The sequence below is a fragment of the Cellulosimicrobium arenosum genome (assembly GCF_014837295.1).
GTDB lineage: Bacteria > Actinomycetota > Actinomycetes > Actinomycetales > Cellulomonadaceae > Cellulosimicrobium > Cellulosimicrobium arenosum.
This window is the reverse complement of record NZ_JACYHB010000007.1, coordinates 33377-52706: the sequence shown is the minus strand read 5'-3', so window position 1 is coordinate 52706 and position 19330 is coordinate 33377. Positions and strand designations below refer to the sequence as shown.

The window sequence follows — 19330 nt, the reverse complement described above, 5'->3', positions numbered from 1 at the left end:
GCACCTGCCGTACCCGCCGTCGCCGGTCACTCGGCGACGTGGCTCGCACCGAGCAGGTCGCGCAGCCGCTCCGCGGCCGTGGTGAAGCGCGGGTCGGTGAGGGTCGTGCTGTACTCGCGCTCGTCCGGAAGCCCCGGCACGAGCGTCTCCACGATGCGACCGGGCCGTGGGCTCATGACCACGATCCGGCTGCCCAGGAACACCGCCTCCGGGACGGAGTGGGTGACGAGGACGACGGTCGTGCCCGTCTCGCGCCAGATCCGGTTCATCTCGATGTTCATCTGCTCGCGCGTCAGCGCGTCCAGCGCACCGAACGGCTCGTCCATGAGGAGCACGCGGGGCTCGTGCAGGAGCGCACGGCACAGCGCGACGCGCTGCTGCATGCCACCGGACAGCTCGTGCGGGAGCGCCTTCTCGAAGCCGGTGAGCCCGGTCAGCTCGATCAGGTGCTCGGCCCGCTCCTCCGCGTGCCGCCGATCCATCCCGCGCATCTCGGCCTGGAGCAGGATGTTCTTGCGCACGCCGCGCCACTCGAGCAGCGCGGACCGCTGGAACGCGAACCCGATCTCGCGCTGCGGCCGGGTGACCCGCTCGCCGTAGAGGCGGACCTCGCCGTCGGTGACGAGCGTGAGGCCGGCGATGATCTTCAGCAGCGTCGACTTGCCGCAGCCCGACGGTCCCGCGATCGTGACGAACTCGCCCGGCATGACCGACAGCGAGACGTCGTCGAGCGCGAGCGTCTCGGACCGCTTCGACCTGAACCGCATCGAGAGGTTCGAGACCTCGATGATCGGTTCGGTGTCGACCGCGGGTCCTGACGCCTCGAGCGCGGCCGCCGTCGTCACAGGTCCTCCCCGAAGGACGCGTCCCAGTAGTCGGTGGGCGCGACGGCTCCGTCGAAGTCCGTGTTGTCCGCGAGGAACGTCAGCGTGTCCGTCCACTGCTGCTCGGTGTTGACGCCGGGGGCCGGGGCGTTGTCGAGGTCGAGCAGGTCGACCGTCGTCTCGAGCTGGGCGGCCATGACGCTCTCGTCCGGGGCCTGCTCGGCGCCCTCCGCCATCGCGGTGACCGCGGCCTCCTGGTTCTCCGACGCCTCGAGGAACGATCGCGACGTCGCGCGCACCATCGCCTCGACCAGGTCCGGGTCGTCGGCGATGAGCGACTCGTTGGCCACCAGTCCCGTGCCCAGCAGGTTCATGCCGAAGTCGGCGAACGGCAGCGCGTCGACCTCCTCGCCGGTCTGGTTCTCGATCGTGGGCGCCTGGTCGTGGTAGAACCCCTGGATCGCGTCGACCTTGCCCTCGATGAGCGCGGCGATCTTGCCCGCGGCGTCGACGTTGACCACGGTCACGTCCGCGGGGTCGACCCCGTTGATCTCGAGCCACGCGGGAAACGTGCCGTACATGGCGTCGCCGGGGGTCCCGCCCACGGTCTTGCCCACGAGGTCGGCGGGCTCGGTGATGCCCTGGTCGGCGAAGAACTCGACCGAGCTGGGCCCGGTCTGGAGGAAGACGCCGACGCTGCGCACCGGCATGCCGGACGTGATCGCGTTCGCCAGGGGCGGCGTGTCGGCCCACCCGAAGTCGGTGTTCTGCTGGGCGACCTGCTGCACCGTGTTCCCGGAACCGTTGCCCGGCTGGATCGTCAGGTCGATGCCCTCGTCCTCAAAGATCCCCTGCTCGACCCCGTAGTAGAACGGGGCGTGCTCCCCGTAGGGCACCCAGTTGAGGGTGACGGTCACCTCGGTCAGGCCCTCCGCCCCCTGCCCGCCCGGGGAGTCCCCGCCGTCGGTCCCGGACTGCCCGCAGGCCGAGGTTCCTGCTACGACGACGCCGGCCACGGCCAGCGACACTGCGAACTTGCCACCACGCATGGGGAGAGCCCTTCTTCTCGTGCCGTCCGCTCGGACGGCGGGGAACTGCCGGAAAGTCGTGCTTGTCAGATCACGAGGACGCGAGGGCGAGGTTGCCCCGACGCGACGCGTGCCACGGGATGAGGACGCGCTCGAGCACCTCGACCAGGAGGAACAGGACGACGCCGATCATCGACATGAGGATCAGGTCCGCGAACAGCAGCGGTGCGTCGAGGTTGCCGCTCGCGAGCAGCAGGATGTAGCCGAGCCCGCGGTCGGCCCCGACGAACTCCCCCACGACCGCACCGACGACCGCCAGGGTGACGGCGACCTTCAGACCGGACATGAGCTGCGGGAGCGAACCGGGGAAACGGATCTTCCGGAACGTCTTCCACCGGGACGCGCCCATGGTCGCCGAGAGCTCCAGGAGCTCGGGGTCGACCGAGCGCAGTCCCGCGACGGCGGACACCACGACCGGGAAGAAGGCGATGAGCACGGCGAGGACGATCTTCGGCGTCAGCCCGAAGCCGAACCAGACGACGAGGATCGGTGCGATCGCGATCTTGGGGATGACCTGCGCGAAGAGGATCAACGGGTACAGCGCCTTCTCCGCAGTCTTGGAGTACACCAGGAGCACGGCCGTCGCGACGCCGATCACGGCCGCGAGCACGAACCCGATGATGGTCTCCATCGTCGTGACCCACGTGTGCTCGAGCAGCATCGCCCAGTCGTCGACCATCGTCTGCCAGACCGCTCCCGGCGACGGGATCAGGTAGGCCGGGACCATCTCGCGCCACGCGACGAACCACCACGCCGCGAACAGCACGAGCAGCACGGCGACCGGGCGCCACGACGCCGAGAGCAGGGAGAGCACGCGGCTCCCGATCGACGGCCCCGCGCTCGTGACGGTCGTGGCACCCCGACCGCCGCGGGCCGGCGACTCGGGCCGCGTCCCGCCCGAGGCCGCGGCCGCCCGTCGGGCCCGTGGTGCGGGTCGCACTCCGTGGGTGGTCGTCATGGCGCGGTTCTCCCAGCTGGTCGTCGTCGAGCGCGTCGCCGAGCTCGTCGTGGTGTCCGAGGACGGGTCGTCGGTCATGCGTAGGCCACCTGCTCGGCGTCGAGGATCCCCGTGAAGGCCTCCCATGCCTCCGTGAACAGCTCCGGTCCGGAGAACCCGCCGAGGGTGTGCGCCGAGCCCAGGTGCGGCTCGAGCGAGAAGAACCCGTCGAACCCGTCGGCGTGCAGCGCCCGCACCGTCTCGGCCACCTCGCCGTCGCCCCGACCGGCCGGGACGACCTCACCTGTTCCCCGCACCGCGTCCTTGATCTGGACGTACTCGAGGTGCGGACGCAGCATGCGGAAGCCGTCGGTGAACGGACGCACCCCCACCTGGACGAAGTTCGCCGCGTCCCACGCGAGGCGGAGGTGCTCCGACCCGACCGACTCGACGACGTCGAGGCAGCGCTCCGGCGTGTCGCCGTAGATGTCCTTCTCGTTCTCGTGGAGCAGGACGACACCGGCCTGGGCCGCCACCTCCGCGAGCACTGTCATGCGTCGCAGCACGACGTCCCGCGACGCGCGCGGGTCCTCGCCGGGACGGACGAAGAAGGAGAACACGCGGATGTACGGGGCGCCGAGCAGGCGCGCGACACGCGCGGCGTGACGCATCCGCGCGAGGTGCGGCTCGAAGTCCTCGTCCACCGAGATCTTCCCGATGGGCGAGCCGACGCTGGAGACCTGCAGGTCGTGCCGGCCGAGCATCTCGCCGACGCGGCCGAGCTGACCCTCGTCGAGGTCCAGGACGTTGGTCTCCCACGCGCTCCGGAACTCGACGAAGCGCAGGCCCAGCCGCACGGCCACCTCGCACTGCGTCGCGAGGTCGGGCGAGATCTCGTCCGCGAAGCCGGACAGTGTCCAGACCACGGGTCCTCCTTCTCATCATCGGTGTCGACGTCGACACCGTCCGTGGCACCGAGCCCGGTGCCGGTCGGTCAGTGGAACCGGACCTTCCGGAGGGCCGAGGCACGACGCGGCGGTCCACCGCTCACGTCGTGCTCCATCGGACTGCCTCTCCGTCGAGGTCTGGCAACCCACCGGGGCGGGTCGTCGTGCGTTGCGTTGGACACTAGGGGGCACCCACCGGGTGGGCAACGAGTTGCCACTTGTTGCACCGACGCCCTTTGCGGTGCTGGTCACCGGCCTGCGAACGATCTCGCCGACGTGCACCCGAGTTGCCGGAGGTTGCCGTGAGCAGACCTGGCAAGGGTTGGAAGTCGTCAGGCGTCGCGCGGGTCCGACGCGGAGCCGAGGTCGAGCGCGACCAGCCGGAAGCCCGCGGAGCGCACGGCGCTCACGACCTCCCCGCGCAGCGGCTCCGCCGTCACGCCGAGGAGGTCGGAGCGGGACGAGCCGAGCCGCGCGAGGTCACCGTGGTGGTGGACGCGCAGGTCGTCGAGACCCAGCCTGCGCAGCTCGCTCTCGGCCGCCTCGACCTGCACGGCGTCCTCCGTCGCAGAGCGTCCCGGGGCGCGTGGGCCCGCTCCGGGAGGCACGTCGACGCGCACCGGCGCCGTGGCGTCCGGCAGGTCGGGCTCCGGGAGGTCGAGGTCGTGCGCGAGCCGAGCGACGGTCGCGCGGTCGAGACCGGCCTCGAGGAACGGGGCGGTGGCCGCGGGATCGGCCGGCGCGGCCACCGCCCCGTCGGTGTCGTCGGGCACGACGACCGCGGACAGCTCGAGGATCCGGGCCACGTCGTCGACACGTCCCTCGAGCACGTCGAAGGTCGCGACCCCGCACGCGTTCGCCGCCTGCGCGACGGCGCACCGGCGCGCGGGCGCCGCGTCGGGACCGGTGCTCACGAGCGCGACCACGCGGGACCTGCCGACCACGCGGACCGACAGCTCGAGCAGGAGCGCGGAGCCCGCGTCCCCCGCGTAGGCGACCCCGACCCGCCCGCTCGCGCCGACGCGTGCGATCGTCGTGATCACCGTCTCGACGATCTCGTCGGTCGGTGACGCGAACGCAGGGATCGGGGGCAGGGTCCGTCGGCTCACCCAGCCATTGCAGGGCGCGGCCCGGAGGCCGTCAAGCGGTTGCCACGACTTGCCCCGCACCCGGAGAGTTTCGTGCCGCCATCGGAGCCACCGCGATGACAACCGGTTGTCGATCCGGGCGTGAGCGCACTACGCTCCCGCCGCATGGAGGACCCAGGGAGCACGAGCAGCCCCAGCCCGACCATCTACGACGTCGCGCAGGCGGCGGGCGTCGCGACGTCGACCGTCTCCCGTGCCTTCTCGCGGCCCGGGCGCGTCAACGCGGAGACGGCGGAACGCATCCGCCGGATCGCGAACGAGCTCGGCTACCGGACGAACCCGCTCGCGCGCGGACTGCCGACGGGCCGGACCGCGCTGCTCGCGATCGTCGTCGCGGACGTCACCAACCCGTTCTTCTTCGAGATCATCCGAGGCGCGGAGAAGACCGCGACCGACGCCGGGTACACGCTCCTCGTGGCCGACGCGCAGGAGTCCGACGAGGCGGAGCGGCAGGCCCTCGACCGCACGCTCCCGCTGGTGGAGGGCGTGATCCTCGCGACGTCGCGGCTCTCGGACTCCTCGATCCGGGTGGTCGCCAAGCAGCGCCCGACCGTCGTCATGAACCGCGTGATGACCGACGTCCCGAGCGTGCTCACGGACAACGCGCAGGGGATGCGCAGCGCGGTGGAGCACCTCGCCGGCCTGGGGCACACGAGCCTCGCGTACCTGGCCGGGCCCGAGGCGTCGTGGGCCGACGGGATGCGCTGGCGCGCCTTCCGCGAGGCGACCCGGGACCTCGGCCTGAAGGCCCGGCGCCTCGGTCCGTTCGCGCCGACGCTCGCGGGCGGGCTCTCGGCGGCCAAGACCCTCGCCAGGCACTCCGCCACGGCGGCCGTCGCGTACAACGACCTCGTCGCGATCGGCGCCATGCGCGGACTGGTGCGCCTCGGCGTCGAGGTCCCGCGGGACATGAGCGTCGTCGGGTTCGACAACATCTTCGGGTCGGACTTCTGCAGCCCGCCGCTGACGACCGTCGCTGCCCCGCTGCGCCACTTCGGGGCGTTCGCGATGCAACGACTCCTGGGTCAGCTGCGGCCCTCCTCGAGCGGTTCGCAGGGGCCCGCGCTGCTCCCGGCCAAGCTCGTGGAGCGCGGCTCCACCGCGCAGCTCGGGTAGCAGCAGCCGCCGTCTGCGGCTCGGCTCGGCTCGGGCAGAGACGTCAGGTGCAACAAGTGGCAACTCGTTGTCCTCGGTCCTGCCGGCCTCCATAGTGGCGACGACAAGCGCACCCTGACGCGCCCCGCGCGCAGGTGCCGAACGCGAGGTCCTCGATGGAGAGGCAGGCAGATGGAACGCTCGACCCATTCCCTTCCCGTACGCACACCGAGACGGTGGGCCGGTCACCCGACGCGCCGCAGACGGTCGGTGGTCGCGATGGCATCCGCTCTCGCCCTCCCGCTCGCCGTGCTGCTGCCGGTCCAGTCGACGGCACAAGCGGCCGGCCCGGCGGCCTCCGCCGCTGCGGAGGACGAGATCCGACCGCAGGAGCCCGGCGTGACGCTGCGGGTGTTCGACGTCCAGATCCCCCTCGACGAGTACTGCACGCTCAAGCCGGGTTCGACCCCCAACGTCGACAAGATCATGCCGACGATCGACTGGACCTCGGACGAGGACTTCGGGCTCACGGACCAGTTCGTCACCGAGGTCACCGGGTACCTGGACGTCGAGACGGCCGGGACGTACGAGTTCCGGATCACCAGCGACGACGGGGCCCGGCTCCTGCTCGACGGCACCGAGGTGGTGGACAACCCCGGCGCGCACGGCGTCCTCTCCGAGGAGGGGTCGGTCGACCTCGAGGCCGGCTACAACGCGCTGCTCATCGACCACTTCGACAACGCGTTCGGCCAGCGGCTCCTGCTCGAGTGGCGACCGCCGGGCTCGCAGGACTTCGTCGTCGTGCCGAACAGCGTCCTGAGCACCGACGCCGACGTCACGCGCGTCACGTCGCCCGGACGCAAGTCGTGCGAGAACATCAGCGAGACCCCCGGTGACGGGCTGCCCCTGGCCGAGGTCCACCCCGACTACACGCTGACGGACCTGCGCCCCGACGGCTTCGAGCCGCAGGTCACGGGCATGGACTGGCTGCCCGACGGCCGGATGGTCATCTCGACCTGGGGCGGTGACCGGCTGACCGAGCTCGGCGAGGTCTACCTGATCGACGGCGCGAGCGGCGACGGGACCGCGGAGGACGTGACCTACACCAAGGTCGCCGAGAACCTCACGGAGCCGATGGGCATCAAGTACGTCGACGGCACGATCTACGTGTCCGAGAAGGACGGGCTGACCGCCCTGCGCGACACCGACGGCGACGAGGTCGCCGACGAGTACGACACCTTCGCGACCTGGCCCTTCGGCGAGAACTACCACGAGTTCGCGTTCGGTCTTCTGTACGAGGACGGTTACTTCTACATCACGACCGGCATCGCGATGGTGCCCGGCGGCAACTCGCTCGACCCGCAGCTCGCGGAGAACCGCGGCTCGGTCATGAAGATCAGCAAGGACACCGGCGAGGTCGAGTACGTCGCCGGCGGTCTGCGCACGCCGAACGGCCTGGGCTGGGGCACCGACGGCAGCATGTACGTGGCCGACAACCAGGGTGTGCGCATCCCGACCTCCAAGCTCGTCAAGGTCGAGGAGGGCGCGTTCTACAACCACTTCACCAACCCCGACGGCCCGTACGACGACCAGCCGGTGACCGAGCCCGTGCTGTGGATGCCCCACGGCGAGATCTCGAACTCGCCGAGCAACCCCGTCGTCCTGACCGAGGGCGTCTTCGCCGGGCAGCTGGCGATCGGCGACGTGACGTACGGCGGTCTGCAGCGCGCGTACCTCGAGGACGTCGCGGGCCAGGAGCAGGGCGCCGTGTTCCGCATGACCCAGGGCCTGGAGTCCGGCGTGAGCCGGACCAGCATCGGCCCGGACGGCTCGATCTACGTCGGCGGGATCGGCTGGTCGGGCAACTGGGGGCAGGCGGGCAAGCTCGGCTACGGGCTGCAGAAGCTGACCTACGACGACAACAACGCGTTCGACATGCTCGAGATGCGCGCTGTCGACGGCGGGTTCGAGATCGAGTACACCCAGCCGCTGTCCGAGGAGACGGCGCAGGATCTCGCCGCGAAGTACACGGCCGCGCAGTGGCGCTACGTCGCCACCCCGCAGTACGGCGGCCCGAAGGTCGACGAGGAGGACCTCGACGTCACGTCGGCCACGCTGTCCGAGGACGGCAAGACCGTGACCCTGGCGATCGACGGGCTCGAGCCCGGGCGCGTCGTGCACGTCCACTCCCCGCGACCGTTCGCGTCGGAGAGCGGGCAGGAGCTGTGGAGCACCGAGGCCTGGTACACGCTCAACCGGCTCCCCGACGGCTCGGTCCCCCCGCCGGTGTACGAGGCCGAGGCCGCCAACATCGAGGGCGGCGCGGGCTGGAACTCCAACCACGCGGGCTACACGGGATCCGGGTTCGTCGACCGCAACTGGGAGCCGGGCGCGCGCACCACGTTCGCCGTCCGTGCAGACGAGGCGGGCTCGTACGACCTCGCCCTGCGGTACGCGAACGGGCAGAACAGCGACCCGCAGCCGACGCCGAGGAACCTGAGCCTCTACGTCAACGGTGAGAAGGTCAAGCAGACCTGGCTCCCCAGCACGGTCCAGTGGGACAACTGGCAGACGCAGGTCGAGACCGTGACGCTGAAGGCTGGCGCCAACACGATCGCCTACGTGCACGAGGACGACGACCGCGGGCACGTCAACCTCGACAACCTCACGGTCACACCGACGGAGCGCATCACGCTGTTCGACGGCAGCGACCTCGACGCGTGGGAGAAGACCGACGGGAGCCCGGCCACCTGGCCGGTCGCGGACGGGACGATGGAGTCCTTCGGCGGTGACATCCGCACGAAGGAGACGTTCGAGGACTTCCGGATGCACGCCGAGTGGTACCAGCCGGAGCACGCCCCGGACGTCACGGGCCAGTCCCGCGGCAACAGCGGCATCTACATCCAGGAGCGCTACGAGCTCCAGGTGCTCGAGTCCTTCGGCATCGACCCGCCGGCCACGAACGACGCCGGCTCGATCTACCTCCAGAAGGCACCGGACGTGAACGCCGCGACGCCGATGGGTACGTGGCAGACGTACGACATCACGTTCCGGTCGGCACGGTTCGACGCCGACGGGAACAAGACCGAGGACGCACGCATCACGGTCGTGTGGAACGGGCAGGTCGTGCACGACGACGTGGCCGTCACCGGGAAGACGGGGAACGGGCAGCAGGAAGGGCCCACCCCCGGTCACATCAAGCTCCAGGACCACGGTGACCCCGGCCTGAACCCGATGTTCCGCAACATCTGGATCGAACGCCTCTCGGGGCAGGACGACGCCGGGCCGGAGGAGGTCGCGGTCTCCGCCACCTCCGAGGTCCGGTGCCTGGCAGGTCGCCCCTACGTCGCGGTCCGGGTCGTCAACGACGACGCGGTGGACGTCGACGTCGACGTCACCACCCCGTACGGGACCAGGTCCTTCACGGACGTGGCGCCCGGAAAGAACGCGTACCAGTCGTTCGCGGTGCGCGACGTCGAACCGGCGGCCGACTCCGTGACCGTCACCGCTCGACCGTCCGACGGCTCTGACGAGCGGGAGACCGTCACGAGGCCGGAGCACGCTCAGCCCACCTGCGGCTGACGGCTCCGGACGGCGCCCGGGTCCGTCCCTCGTCACGAGGGACGGACCCGGGCATCGTGGAGTCTGCTGCGAACGATTGCTGCCGTTATCCCACTGGGATGCAGTCACCTCTCTCACGTAGTATGCAAACGTTCGCATCAATTCCTGGAGGACCTGTGACGAGCACGGCCCATCGTGTCCCGACCACCGCGACGGCGCCGTGGTCCCTGCACCCCGACCGCGCGCTGCCCGCGGACCCCGTCCTGCGTCCGCTCGCGCGTGAGCTCTACGCGACGACGCGCGGACTGCCGATCGTCTCGATGCACGGGCACGTCGAGGCGGCTCTGCTCGCCGACGACGCCCCGTTCGGCAACCCGGCGGAGCTGTTCGTGACGCCCGACCACTACCTCGTGCGCATGCTCGTCGCCCAGAGCACGTCGCCCCACGGCGCTCCCGGCGTGCGGGGCGTCCAGGACCTCGGCGTCGCACCCCTCGCCTCCGCGCCCGCCGGGACCGCCACGGCCGAGACCGACCCGCGCGAGATCTGGCGCCGGTTCTGCGCCGGGTGGCACCTGTTTCGCGGCACGCCCACGCGCTACTGGACGGAGCACGCGCTCGTCGACGTGTTCGAGGCCCACGCCCGGCCGTCGGCCGAGACCGCGGACGCGCTCTACGACCACCTCGTCGAGCGGCTCGCCCGCCCCGAGTTCCGCCCGCGCGCGCTGTTCGAACGCTTCGGGATCGAGATCCTCGCGACGACGGACCCGGCGCAGTCACCGCTCGCCGACCACGCGCGCCTCGCGGCCGACGGCTGGGGCGATCGCGTCGTGCCGACGTTCCGCCCGGACCCGCTCCTGCACGTGGACCGCCCCGGCTGGGCGGCCCAGGTCGCCGCGCTGGGTTCGGCCGCCGGCACCGAGGTCGTGGACTACCGGACGTACCTCGACGCCCTCCGCTCCCGCCGAGCGGCATTCGTCGCGGCAGGCGCCCGGGCCACCGACCACGGGCACCTCCGCGCCGACACCACGCCGCTCGACGCCGCCGACGCCACCCGCATCCTCGACGCCGCGCTCCGCGGCACCGCCACACCGGCCGAGGCGGACGCGTTCTCGGCGCACATGCTCTTCCAGATGGCGGCGATGTCCGCCGAGGACGGGCTCGTCATGCAGCTGCACCCGGGCGTGCTGCGCGACCACTGCGACGGTGTCGCGCGCGCCTACGGTCCCGACCGGGGCTACGACATCCCCGAGCAGACGGAGTACGTGCGCGCGCTGCGCCCGGTGCTCGAGGCGTTCGGCCACCACGAGCGGTTCCGGATGATCGCGTTCACGGTCGACGAGACGTCGTTCTCGCGCGAGCTCGCGCCGCTCGCGGGGGTCTACCCGGCGCTGCGCCTCGGCGCGCCGTGGTGGTTCCTCGACACCCCGGACGGGATGCGACGCTTCCGCGAGGCCTCGACGGACACCGCGGGCTTCTACAACACGAGCGGCTTCGTCGACGACACGCGCGCGTTCTGCTCGATCCCGGCCCGCCACGACCTCGCCCGCCGGATCGACGCCGGCCACCTCGCGCGCCTCGTCGCCGAGCACCGTCTCGACCTCGACGAGGCGATCGAGACCGCGGTCGACCTCGCCTACCACCTGCCGCGCGCCTCCTACCCCGCGCCCGGACGGTGAGCTCGGCGGCGACCGCGCCGCTCCACCGGAGGGCCGCGTGACCGACCTCGACGCGCTGGCCCACCACGCGGCGTCGAGCGGGATCGCCCTGCACTCGGTCCAGCTCAGCGTCGACGACGAGCCCGTGCTCGAGGCGGGCTGCGCGCCGCTCGGACCGCACGTGCCGCACCGGATGTACTCGGTGTCCAAGACCCTCACGGCCCTCGCGGTCGGCATCCTCGCGGGCGAGGGGCGCCTCGACCTGGACGAGCCCGTGTGCCGCCACTTCCCCGGCATCGGCCCGGGCCACCGGTGGCTCGAGCGGACCACGGTGCGGCACCTGCTCGAGATGCGAGGACCGCACGCCGCCGCGACGTTCACGCTGCACGACGACGCGTGGCTCGACTCGTACTTCGAGGTGCCGCCCACGCACCCGCCGGGCACGGCGTTCACGTACGACACGAGCGCGGCCTACGTCCTGGCGGCCCTCGTCGAGCGGGTCAGCGGGTCGACCCTGGCCGACTACCTGCGGCCGCGGCTGCTCGACCCGCTCGGCATCAGCCGCGACCTGCGCTTCCGCACCGGTCCCGACGGGTACAGCCACGGCGGGTCCGGGCTGGTCTGCCGCCCCGACGACCTGCTCCGCCTCGCGCGGCTGCTGCTCGACGGCGGTGTCCACGAGGGCCGGACGCTGCTGCCGCCCGACTTCCTGCGCGCCGCGACGACCCCGCACGCGGACACCTCCACGCTGACGTGGGGCACGCCGTTCCGGGGCGGCTACGGGTATCAGCTCTGGCTCCCCGCGGACGGCGGGCTGCTGATGTTCGGGCTTGGGGGGCAGATCGTGCTGGCCGAGCCCGAGCACCGCCTCGCGCTCGTCGTCACGGCCGACGCCCAGGCGTGCCAGAGCGGCGACCAACGCCTGACGGACCTGGTCCTGGCGCACCTCGTGGCGCCCGTCACCGCTGGCGCGGAGCGCGCCGTCCCGGGCAGGGCGGCGCACGAGGACGACCCGCCGGAGCCGCGGACGACCCGGGACCTCGCGTGGCCGCTTCCCCGGCACGACGCCGCGTCCGTGCAGCCCGTCGTCGGCACCTACCGGGCGGCGGACGCCGACGCGTTCCTCGCCGACCTCGCGCTCGACCTCGACGCCGACGGTGGTCGGCTGGTCTCGGTGACCGGCGGATGGCACCTCGACCTCGCGCTCGGTGCCGCGCTCCCCCAGCCGGCCGGACCCGGAGAACGACCCGCCGTCGTCACGTCCGGGTGGACGGCGCCGCGAGCTCTCGACGTCGTGTGCTGGATCGTCGACGACGAGCCCGCGGTCGTGCGGCTGCGCCTGCACGTCGGGAACGACGGCGCGCTCACCGTCCGCAGCCAGGGCTTCGGCGAGGGGTTGGACCCGGGCTGGACGTTCGTCGGTGCGTACGAGGAGGGTGCGACGACACGTCAGAGGCCGGTCTCGGCGTAGAAGCCCTCGATGTGCGTGCGGACCGCACGCTCCGCCGCGTCGGCCTCGCCGGCCACGACGGCGGCCAGGACGGCCCGGTGCTCGGTCCGCAGCCGTGTCGCGGTGCGCTCCCACGAGGGCAGCGCCGCGCTCCCTACGGCGACGTACGACTCGACCGCGCCGCGCAGCCCCGTCATCACCGCCTCGACCAGGGCGTTGCCCGCGAGCCGGACGAGCACGAGGTGGAACGACGCGTCGAGGACGCGGAACTCCGCGGCGGACAGGTCGGGGTCGTCCATGCGATCCAGCAGCGAGCCCGCCTCGGCGAGCTGCGCTGCGGCAGGAGCTGTCCCTGCACCGCCCACGCCCGCGGTCTGCGCCGCGGCCCGCACCGCCCAGGTCTCCAGGAGCACGCGCGTCTCGACGACGTCCCGCACCGCGAGCGTCCCCGACGCCACGTGCAGCCGCACGGCCGCCCCGAGACCGGCTGCCGGCCGGTCGATCACGGTCGCGCCGGCATCGGGCCCCGACCCCACCGCGGTGCGGACGATGCCCATGGTCTCGAGGACGCGGAGGGCCTCGCGCACGGACGGGCGCGAGACCCCGAGCTCCTCCGCGAGCGCCCGCTCGGCCGGGAGCCGCTCGCCGAGCGCCCAGCGACCGGCGGCGAGGTCGGCCTCGATGCGGGCGAGGACGCGTTCGTGGGTGCGCACGGGGCCAGCGTAGGCGAGCGGTCGCGGCTCGGCTGGATGTGGTCGGACCACATGGCCTACGGTGTGGTCAGACCACACCTCGCCGGCGTCGGCGAGGAGTCCCGCCGGGCGGCGCGGTCGCCGCCCGGCGAGACTGGACCGGACTCGCCTCTCCCCCGGAGCACCGATGCGCATCGCCCTCGCCGCCACCTGCATCGGGGACGTCATGTTCCCCCAGGCCCCCCGGGCCACCGTCCGGCTGCTCGAACGCCTCGGCCACGAGGTCCACGTCCCCGACGGGCAGGCGTGCTGCGGGCAGATGCACGTCAACACCGGGTACATGGCCGAGGCCGTCCCCGTCGTCCGCAACCACGTCGAGGCCTTCTCCCCCGTGCTCGACGGCGAGTGGGACGCGGTCGTCGTGCCGTCCGGCTCGTGCACGGGGTCGATCCGGCACCAGCAGGGCATGGTCTGCCGGCGTGCCGGCCTCGACGCGCTCGGCGCGCGCGCCGAGGCCGTCGCGGCGAAGACCTATGAGCTGTCGGAGCTGCTCGTCGACGTGCTCGGCGTGACCGACGTCGGCGCCTACTTCCCGCACCGCGTCACCTACCACCCGACGTGCCACTCGCTGCGCATGCTGCACGTCGGCGACAAACCGCTCCGGCTCCTGCGCGCCGTCGAGGGCATCGACCTCGCGGAGCTGCCCGGGGCGGAGTCGTGCTGCGGGTTCGGCGGGACGTTCGCGCTGAAGAACGCCGAGACGTCGACCGCGATGCTCGCCGACAAGATGACGTCCGTGAAGTCCACGGGCGCCGAGGTGCTCACGGCCGGCGACTCGTCGTGCCTCATGCACATCGGCGGCGGGCTGTCCCGCATCCGCGCCGGCGTGCGCACGCTGCACCTCGCGGAGGTCCTCGCGTCGACGAGGGACACGCCACCGGCCGCGGCGACGACGGGCTCGTCGGGCACGACGACCAGGGCCGGGGGCGCCCGATGAGCACGTTCCTCGGCATCCCCCGGTCGCGCGGACGCGGCCACGCACCTGTCGCGGACGAGCCCTTCGGCGCCGTCCCGCACCCCGACGAGCCGCTGCGCTGGGGCGAGGACTTCCCCGCGGCCGCACGCCAGGCCCTGCAGAACACGCAGCTGCGCCGCAACCTCGCGCACGCGACGTCGACGATCCGCGCGAAGCGCGCCGCCGTCGTCGGCGAGGTGCCCGACTGGGAGGCGCTGCGCGACGCGGGGTCGGCGATCAAGACCGACGTCATGGCGCGGCTGCCCGAGCTGCTGGAAGAGCTCGAGCGCAACGTCACCGCGCGGGGCGGCGTGGTGCACTGGGCGCGCGACGCGGACGAGGCGAACCGGATCGTCGCGGACCTGGTCAAGGCCAGGGGCGCCGACGAGGTCGTCAAGGTCAAGTCGATGGCGACGCAGGAGATCGGGCTCAACGAGGCGCTCGCCGCGGAGGGCATCGCGGCGCACGAGACGGACCTCGCAGAGCTCATCGTGCAGCTCGCCGACGACATGCCGTCGCACATCCTCGTGCCCGCGATCCACCGCAACCGCGCGGAGATCCGCGAGATCTTCCTCGAGCGCATGGGCGACGTCCCGCCCGACCTCTCCGACGTGCCGCGCGAGCTCGCGATGGCCGCGCGCGCCCACCTGCGCCGCAAGTTCCTCTCGGCGAAGGTCGCGATCAGCGGTGCGAACTTCGGCGTCGCGGACACGGGGACGCTCACCGTCGTGGAGTCCGAGGGCAACGGACGCATGTGCCTCACCCTGCCCGAGACGCTCATCACCGTCATGGGCATCGAGAAGATCGTGCCCACGTACACCGACCTCGAGGTGTTCCTCCAGCTCCTGCCGCGCTCGTCCACGGGCGAGCGCATGAACCCGTACACGTCCCTGTGGACGGGCGTGACGCCCGGCGACGGGCCGCAGGAGTTCCACCTCGTGCTGCTCGACAACGGCCGCACCGACGTCCTCGCCGACGAGGTCGGCCGCGCCGCGCTGCACTGCATCCGCTGCTCGGCGTGCCTCAACGTGTGCCCGGTCTACGAGCGCGTGGGCGGGCACGCGTACGGGTCCGTCTACCCCGGGCCGATCGGCGCGATCCTCACGCCGCAGCTGACGAAGGGCTCCGGCGGGCTCGGGGGACACGGCGACCCGAACGCCTCGCTGCCCTACGCCTCCACGCTGTGCGGCGCGTGCTACGAGGTGTGCCCCGTGAAGATCGACATCCCGTCGATCCTCGTGGAGCTGCGGGCGCGGGAGGTCGACGCCGACCGTGGCGGCCTGCCGACCGGGTGGGGCGCGGCGATGAAGGCCGCGTCGTTCGTCATGTCCGACGCGAGGCGGTTCGAGCTCGCGGAGAAGGCCGCGGGCCTCGGGCGCATGGTCGCCGGGCCCAAGGGCCGCATCTCGACGCTGCCGCCGCCCGCGAGCGCGTGGACCCGCTCGCGCGACCTCCCGGCCCCCGCCGAGCAGACGTTCCGTGACTGGTGGCGCACCGAGCACGTCGCGCCCGACCCTCCCGCCGACCCCCGGGCGGTGCCCCCGTCAGTGCCGCCCTCGGGCGGCGACCCGGGGTCCGACGCGGAAGGAGGGGCCCGATGAGCGCGCGCGACGACGTCCTGACCCGCGTCCGGACCGCCCTGGGCACCACGACGGGCACCGGCCCGACGGGGGGCGGTGGCCCGACGACGGGGGGCGGGCACGCGGCGTCGGCCACCGACGTCCCCCGGGCGTACCGCAGCCGGGGCGAGCTCGCGCCCGGGTCGGACGCGGCGGTCGAGGTCCTCGTCGACCGGCTCGTCGACTACCGGGCGCACGTGCACCGGGCGACCACGACCGTCGACGTCGCCACGATCGTGGGCGACCTGCTCGCAGACGCCCGGGCCGTCGTCGTCCCGTCCGGCCTCGACGACACGTGGCTCGGCGCGCTCCCGACCGCGACGACGCGCGTCGCGGACTCGCGCGAGGACCCGCGCACGGCGGACGAGCTCGACGCCGTCGACGCGGTCGTGACCGCGGCGTGCGTGGCGATCGCGGACACCGGCACGATCGTGCTCGACGGCGAGCCCGACCAGGGACGCCGCGCGATCACGCTCGTGCCGGACCTGCACGTGTGCGTGGTCCGCACCGACCAGGTGGTGCACTCGGTACCGGAAGGGGTGCGGCTGCTGGCGCCGCACCCGGAACGGCCGCAGACGTGGATCAGCGGTCCGAGCGCGACGAGCGACATCGAGCTGCAACGCGTCGAGGGCGTGCACGGCCCTCGCACGCTCCACGTGATCCTCGCCCCGCCGAGGTAGCACCACAGCTGCGCGAGGTAGTACCGCAGGTGCGCGAGGTAGTACCGCAGGTGCGCGAGGTAGTACCGCAGCTGCGCGAGGTAGTACCGCAGTGCTACGTCGCCGCCCGACGGCGGTGGCGGACCTCCGCGAGGACGGTGGCCAGCCGCTCGGGGAAGTCGGTCGGCGTGCCAGCGGGCAGGTCGTCGACCGCGAACCACGCGACGTCCTCGCTCTCGTCGCTCACCGTCGTGCGCTCGCCAGGGTCGGCGAACGCGACGAAGCCGACGTCCCAGTGCGTGCGGCACGACCCGAACGCCGCGGCGAGGTCGTGGCGGTGCAGGTCGACGGGCGGCGCGGGCACGGGCAGCGGCCCGACGCCGTCCGGCTCGAAGGGTCGAAGATCTGCCAGCCCGCTCTCCTCGCGCGCCTCGCGGTACGCAGCGCCGGCGAGGGTCGTGTCGGTGGGCTCGACGTGCCCGCCCACCTGGACCCAGAACTGTCCCTTGCGGTGGAAGCACATCAGCACGTGCGCCAGGTCGTGGCTGAGCACGAAACAGCTCGCCGTGAGGTGCTCGGGGCCGCCGTCGCGGCGCACGGCGTCGACCCTGGCACCCTCCCCGTCCCCGCGCACGAACTCGATGTACTCAGCAGCGAGCGCCGCCTGCCCAGGATCGGCGGGGTGGAAGCGCTCGAGCCGACTCAGCGCGTCGAGGGCGACCGCGTCCGCGGGCCCGGGAGCAGCAGAGGTGTCGGGCGACGTCATCCGAGCAGGCTACGTCGCACCCGCCAGGCCTGGGACAATGGGTTCCCGTGACTGCCAGCCATCCCGACCCGACCGACACGGACCCGACCGTGACGGGCGCGGAGCCCGCCCTGTTCGACCTGCCGCCCGGCGCGCGCGAGGTACCGACGCGGGTCGTGCTGCTCACGGGTGCGTCCGGGTCCGGCAAGACCTCGCTCACCCGTCGCCTCGGGCTGCCCGTCGTCGCGCTCGACGACTTCTACCTCGACCACGACCACCCGGGGCTGCCGGAGCGCTTCGGGATCGTGGACTGGGACGACCCGCGCTCGTGGGACGCCGACGGCGCCGTCGCCGCCCTCGTGGAGCTGGCCCGCACCGGCCACACCGACGTCCCGGTCTACGACATCCCCACCTCGCGCCGCACCGGCACGACGCACATCGACGTGACGGGCTCGCGCGTCGTCGTCGCGGAGGGGATCTTCGCCGCCGAGATCGTCGCGGCGTGCCGAGCGCAGGACATCCTGGCCGACGCGATCTGCCTGCGTCGTCCGCGTCTGGTGACATTCTGGTTCCGGCTGCTGCGCGACCTCGCGGAGATGCGCAAACCCCCGCACACGCTGGTCCGTCGGGGCTGGGCGCTCCTGCGCGCCGAGCCGGCACTGAACCGGCGCTGGACGTCCCTGGGCTGCCGCCCGCTGTCCCCGACCCAGGCGGAGGCCGAGGTCCGCGCACTCCTGACGGCCTGACCCCGAGAACGTCACCACGCGCCGTCGACCATGTTCCGAAGGTCGCCACGGCGGCCAGGACGACCTCCATGTCGTGCTCGGCGGTGTGAGGATGGGGGACATGGCTCTCTCCGTCCTCTTTCTCGGTGGTACCGGGACCATCAGCTCCGCGACCGTCGCTCGGGCGCTCGCTCTCGGGCACCGCGTCACGATCGTCACGCGCGGGCGGTCGGCTCGGGCCGTGCCCGACGGCGTGACGCAGCTGACGGCCGACCTGTTCGACCCGGGGTCGGTCGCCGCGGCGGTGGGTGGGCGCGAGTTCGACGTCGTCGCGCAGTTCATGGCCTTCACGCCCGAGCACGTCACGGCCGACGTGGAGCGGTTCGCCGGGCGCACGGGTCAGTACGTGTTCGTCAGCTCGGCGTCGGCCTACCAGAAGCCGCCGGCGCGCCTGCCCGTGGACGACGCGACACCGCTGCGCAACCCGTTCTGGCAGTACTCGCGCGACAAGATCGCGTGCGAGGACGTCCTGGTCGGGGCGTACCGGGAGACCGGCTTCCCCCTGACGATCGTCCGGCCCTCGCACACGTACGACCGCACCGGCGTCCCGACCCTCGGGGGCTGGACCGACGTCGCACGGATGCGGGCGGGACGACCTGTCGTCGTGCACGGCGACGGCACGAGCCTGTGGACGCTCACCCACGCGGACGACGTCGCGGTCGGGATCGCCGGGCTGTTCGGCCGAGCGGACGCGATCGGCGACGCCTTCACCGTCACGGGCGACCACGCGCCGACGTGGGACCAGATCTACACCTGGCTCGGTGCCGCGGCCGGCGTGGAGCCGGAGCTCGTGCACGTCGCGTCGGAGACGATCGCGCGCGCGGTCCCGGAGCTCGGACCCGGGCTGCTGGGCGACAAGGCGCACTCTGTCGTGTTCGACACGTCGCGACTGCGTGCGCTCGTCCCCGGGTTCGCCACCACCACGACGTACGACCTTGGCGCCGTCGAGCAGGTCGAGTGGTTCGACGCGCACCCCGAGCTGCAGGCCGTGGACCCCGAGCTCGACACCGCGTTCGACCGCCTGGTGGCGCACGCCCGCGCGTTCTGACGAGGGCTTGCGTCGGTCGCGTGGGTCGCGGGTCACGTCGTGCCGGACGGGCATGCGTGCCC

At 72.6% G+C, this 19330-nt stretch carries 16 protein-coding genes; 9 read left to right on the top strand and 7 right to left on the bottom strand.

The window, feature by feature from the left end; translation table 11 throughout:
* Window positions 1-26: 26 nt before the first annotated feature.
* The 5 genes from IF651_RS10040 to IF651_RS10020 all read right to left on the bottom strand — a co-directional run bounded on the left by IF651_RS10040 (window position 27) and on the right by IF651_RS10020 (window position 4905).
* Window positions 27-845 carry an ATP-binding cassette domain-containing protein gene (locus tag IF651_RS10040; RefSeq protein WP_191828978.1) on the bottom strand — a complete coding sequence of 273 codons (819 nt, stop codon included), beginning with the start codon at window positions 843-845 and terminating at the stop codon, window positions 27-29.
* Window positions 842-1873 (bottom strand): ABC transporter substrate-binding protein, encoded by a 1032-nt coding sequence (locus IF651_RS10035; RefSeq protein WP_191828977.1) that lies wholly within the window; start codon window positions 1871-1873, stop codon window positions 842-844. The genes IF651_RS10040 and IF651_RS10035 overlap by 4 nt, the downstream gene beginning before the upstream one ends.
* 70 nt (window positions 1874-1943) lie before the next feature.
* The gene (locus IF651_RS10030; RefSeq protein WP_241744327.1) at window positions 1944-2948 is read right to left on the bottom strand and encodes an ABC transporter permease; all 1005 of its coding nucleotides are present in this window, start codon (window positions 2946-2948) and stop codon (window positions 1944-1946) included.
* Window positions 2945-3775 carry a TIM barrel protein gene (locus IF651_RS10025; RefSeq protein ID WP_191828976.1) on the bottom strand — a complete coding sequence of 277 codons (831 nt, stop codon included), beginning with the start codon at window positions 3773-3775 and terminating at the stop codon, window positions 2945-2947. Before IF651_RS10025 ends, IF651_RS10030 begins: the two co-directional genes overlap by 4 nt.
* 353 nt (window positions 3776-4128) lie before the next feature.
* Window positions 4129-4905, bottom strand: a complete 777-nt coding sequence (locus IF651_RS10020; RefSeq protein WP_191828975.1) for an adenine nucleotide alpha-hydrolase family protein — start codon at window positions 4903-4905, stop codon at window positions 4129-4131.
* A 144-nt stretch (window positions 4906-5049) separates the two neighbouring features.
* Between IF651_RS10020 and IF651_RS10015 the strand changes: the two genes are divergently transcribed.
* From IF651_RS10015 to IF651_RS10000, 4 genes are all read left to right on the top strand, one after another.
* Window positions 5050-6060: a LacI family DNA-binding transcriptional regulator gene (locus tag IF651_RS10015; RefSeq protein WP_191828974.1), complete on the top strand. Its 1011-nt coding sequence runs from the start codon at window positions 5050-5052 to the stop codon at window positions 6058-6060.
* 258 nt (window positions 6061-6318) lie between these two features.
* Window positions 6319-9621, top strand: coding sequence for a 3-keto-alpha-glucoside-1,2-lyase-like domain-containing protein (locus tag IF651_RS10010; RefSeq protein WP_241744326.1), 3303 nt, complete (start codon window positions 6319-6321; stop codon window positions 9619-9621).
* Window positions 9622-9776: 155 nt separating this feature from the next.
* Complete coding sequence (gene uxaC / locus IF651_RS10005; RefSeq protein WP_338403891.1) at window positions 9777-11276, top strand: glucuronate isomerase; 1500 nt, start codon at window positions 9777-9779, stop codon at window positions 11274-11276.
* A gap of 37 nt (window positions 11277-11313) precedes the next feature.
* Entirely contained in the window at window positions 11314-12726 is a 1413-nt protein-coding gene (locus IF651_RS10000) for a serine hydrolase (RefSeq protein WP_191828972.1), read from the top strand.
* On the opposite strand, the gene IF651_RS09995 is transcribed toward IF651_RS10000, so the two are convergent.
* A complete protein-coding gene (locus IF651_RS09995; protein WP_191828971.1) occupies window positions 12705-13418 on the bottom strand; it encodes a GntR family transcriptional regulator in 714 nt (237 codons plus the stop codon). The two genes, IF651_RS10000 and IF651_RS09995, sit on opposite strands and share 22 nt — an antisense overlap.
* Before the next feature lie 166 nt (window positions 13419-13584).
* On the opposite strand from IF651_RS09995, the gene IF651_RS09990 reads away from it, so the two are divergent.
* The 3 genes from IF651_RS09990 to IF651_RS09980 are packed head-to-tail and all read left to right on the top strand — an operon-like array spanning window position 13585 to window position 16711.
* Window positions 13585-14394: a (Fe-S)-binding protein gene (locus IF651_RS09990; RefSeq protein WP_191828970.1), complete on the top strand. Its 810-nt coding sequence runs from the start codon at window positions 13585-13587 to the stop codon at window positions 14392-14394.
* Entirely contained in the window at window positions 14391-16013 is a 1623-nt protein-coding gene (locus IF651_RS09985) for a LutB/LldF family L-lactate oxidation iron-sulfur protein (protein ID WP_191828969.1), read from the top strand. The genes IF651_RS09990 and IF651_RS09985 overlap by 4 nt, the downstream gene beginning before the upstream one ends.
* Window positions 16010-16711, top strand: a complete 702-nt coding sequence (locus tag IF651_RS09980) for a LutC/YkgG family protein (RefSeq protein ID WP_191828968.1) — start codon at window positions 16010-16012, stop codon at window positions 16709-16711. The genes IF651_RS09985 and IF651_RS09980 overlap by 4 nt, the downstream gene beginning before the upstream one ends.
* Before the next feature lie 94 nt (window positions 16712-16805).
* On the opposite strand, the gene IF651_RS09975 is transcribed toward IF651_RS09980, so the two are convergent.
* Window positions 16806-17456 carry an NUDIX hydrolase gene (locus IF651_RS09975; protein WP_191828967.1) on the bottom strand — a complete coding sequence of 217 codons (651 nt, stop codon included), beginning with the start codon at window positions 17454-17456 and terminating at the stop codon, window positions 16806-16808.
* A 47-nt stretch (window positions 17457-17503) separates the two neighbouring features.
* On the opposite strand from IF651_RS09975, the gene IF651_RS09970 reads away from it, so the two are divergent.
* Together IF651_RS09970 and IF651_RS09965 are read left to right on the top strand one after the other, a co-directional pair.
* Entirely contained in the window at window positions 17504-18181 is a 678-nt protein-coding gene (locus IF651_RS09970; RefSeq protein WP_338403890.1) for a uridine kinase family protein, read from the top strand.
* A gap of 100 nt (window positions 18182-18281) precedes the next feature.
* Window positions 18282-19268 (top strand): NAD-dependent epimerase/dehydratase family protein, encoded by a 987-nt coding sequence (locus tag IF651_RS09965; protein WP_241744325.1) that lies wholly within the window; start codon window positions 18282-18284, stop codon window positions 19266-19268.
* Window positions 19269-19330: the final 62 nt, after the last annotated feature.

Bases quoted from the DNA above. Each gene is read 5' to 3' on its own strand.
- IF651_RS10035 (WP_191828977.1), bottom strand. From the start codon at position 1,873: ATGCGTGGTGGCAAGTTCGCAGTGTCGCTGGCCGTGGCCGGCGTCGTC.
- IF651_RS10030 (WP_241744327.1), bottom strand. From the start codon at position 2,948: ATGACCGACGACCCGTCCTCGGACACCACGACGAGCTCGGCGACGCGC.
- IF651_RS10015 (WP_191828974.1), top strand. From the start codon at position 5,050: ATGGAGGACCCAGGGAGCACGAGCAGCCCCAGCCCGACCATCTACGAC.
- IF651_RS10010 (WP_241744326.1), top strand. From the start codon at position 6,319: ATGGCATCCGCTCTCGCCCTCCCGCTCGCCGTGCTGCTGCCGGTCCAG.
- IF651_RS09990 (WP_191828970.1), top strand. From the start codon at position 13,585: ATGCGCATCGCCCTCGCCGCCACCTGCATCGGGGACGTCATGTTCCCC.
- IF651_RS09985 (WP_191828969.1), top strand. From the start codon at position 14,391: ATGAGCACGTTCCTCGGCATCCCCCGGTCGCGCGGACGCGGCCACGCA.
- IF651_RS09980 (WP_191828968.1), top strand. From the start codon at position 16,010: ATGAGCGCGCGCGACGACGTCCTGACCCGCGTCCGGACCGCCCTGGGC.
- IF651_RS09975 (WP_191828967.1), bottom strand. From the start codon at position 17,456: ATGACGTCGCCCGACACCTCTGCTGCTCCCGGGCCCGCGGACGCGGTC.
- IF651_RS09965 (WP_241744325.1), top strand. From the start codon at position 18,282: ATGGCTCTCTCCGTCCTCTTTCTCGGTGGTACCGGGACCATCAGCTCC.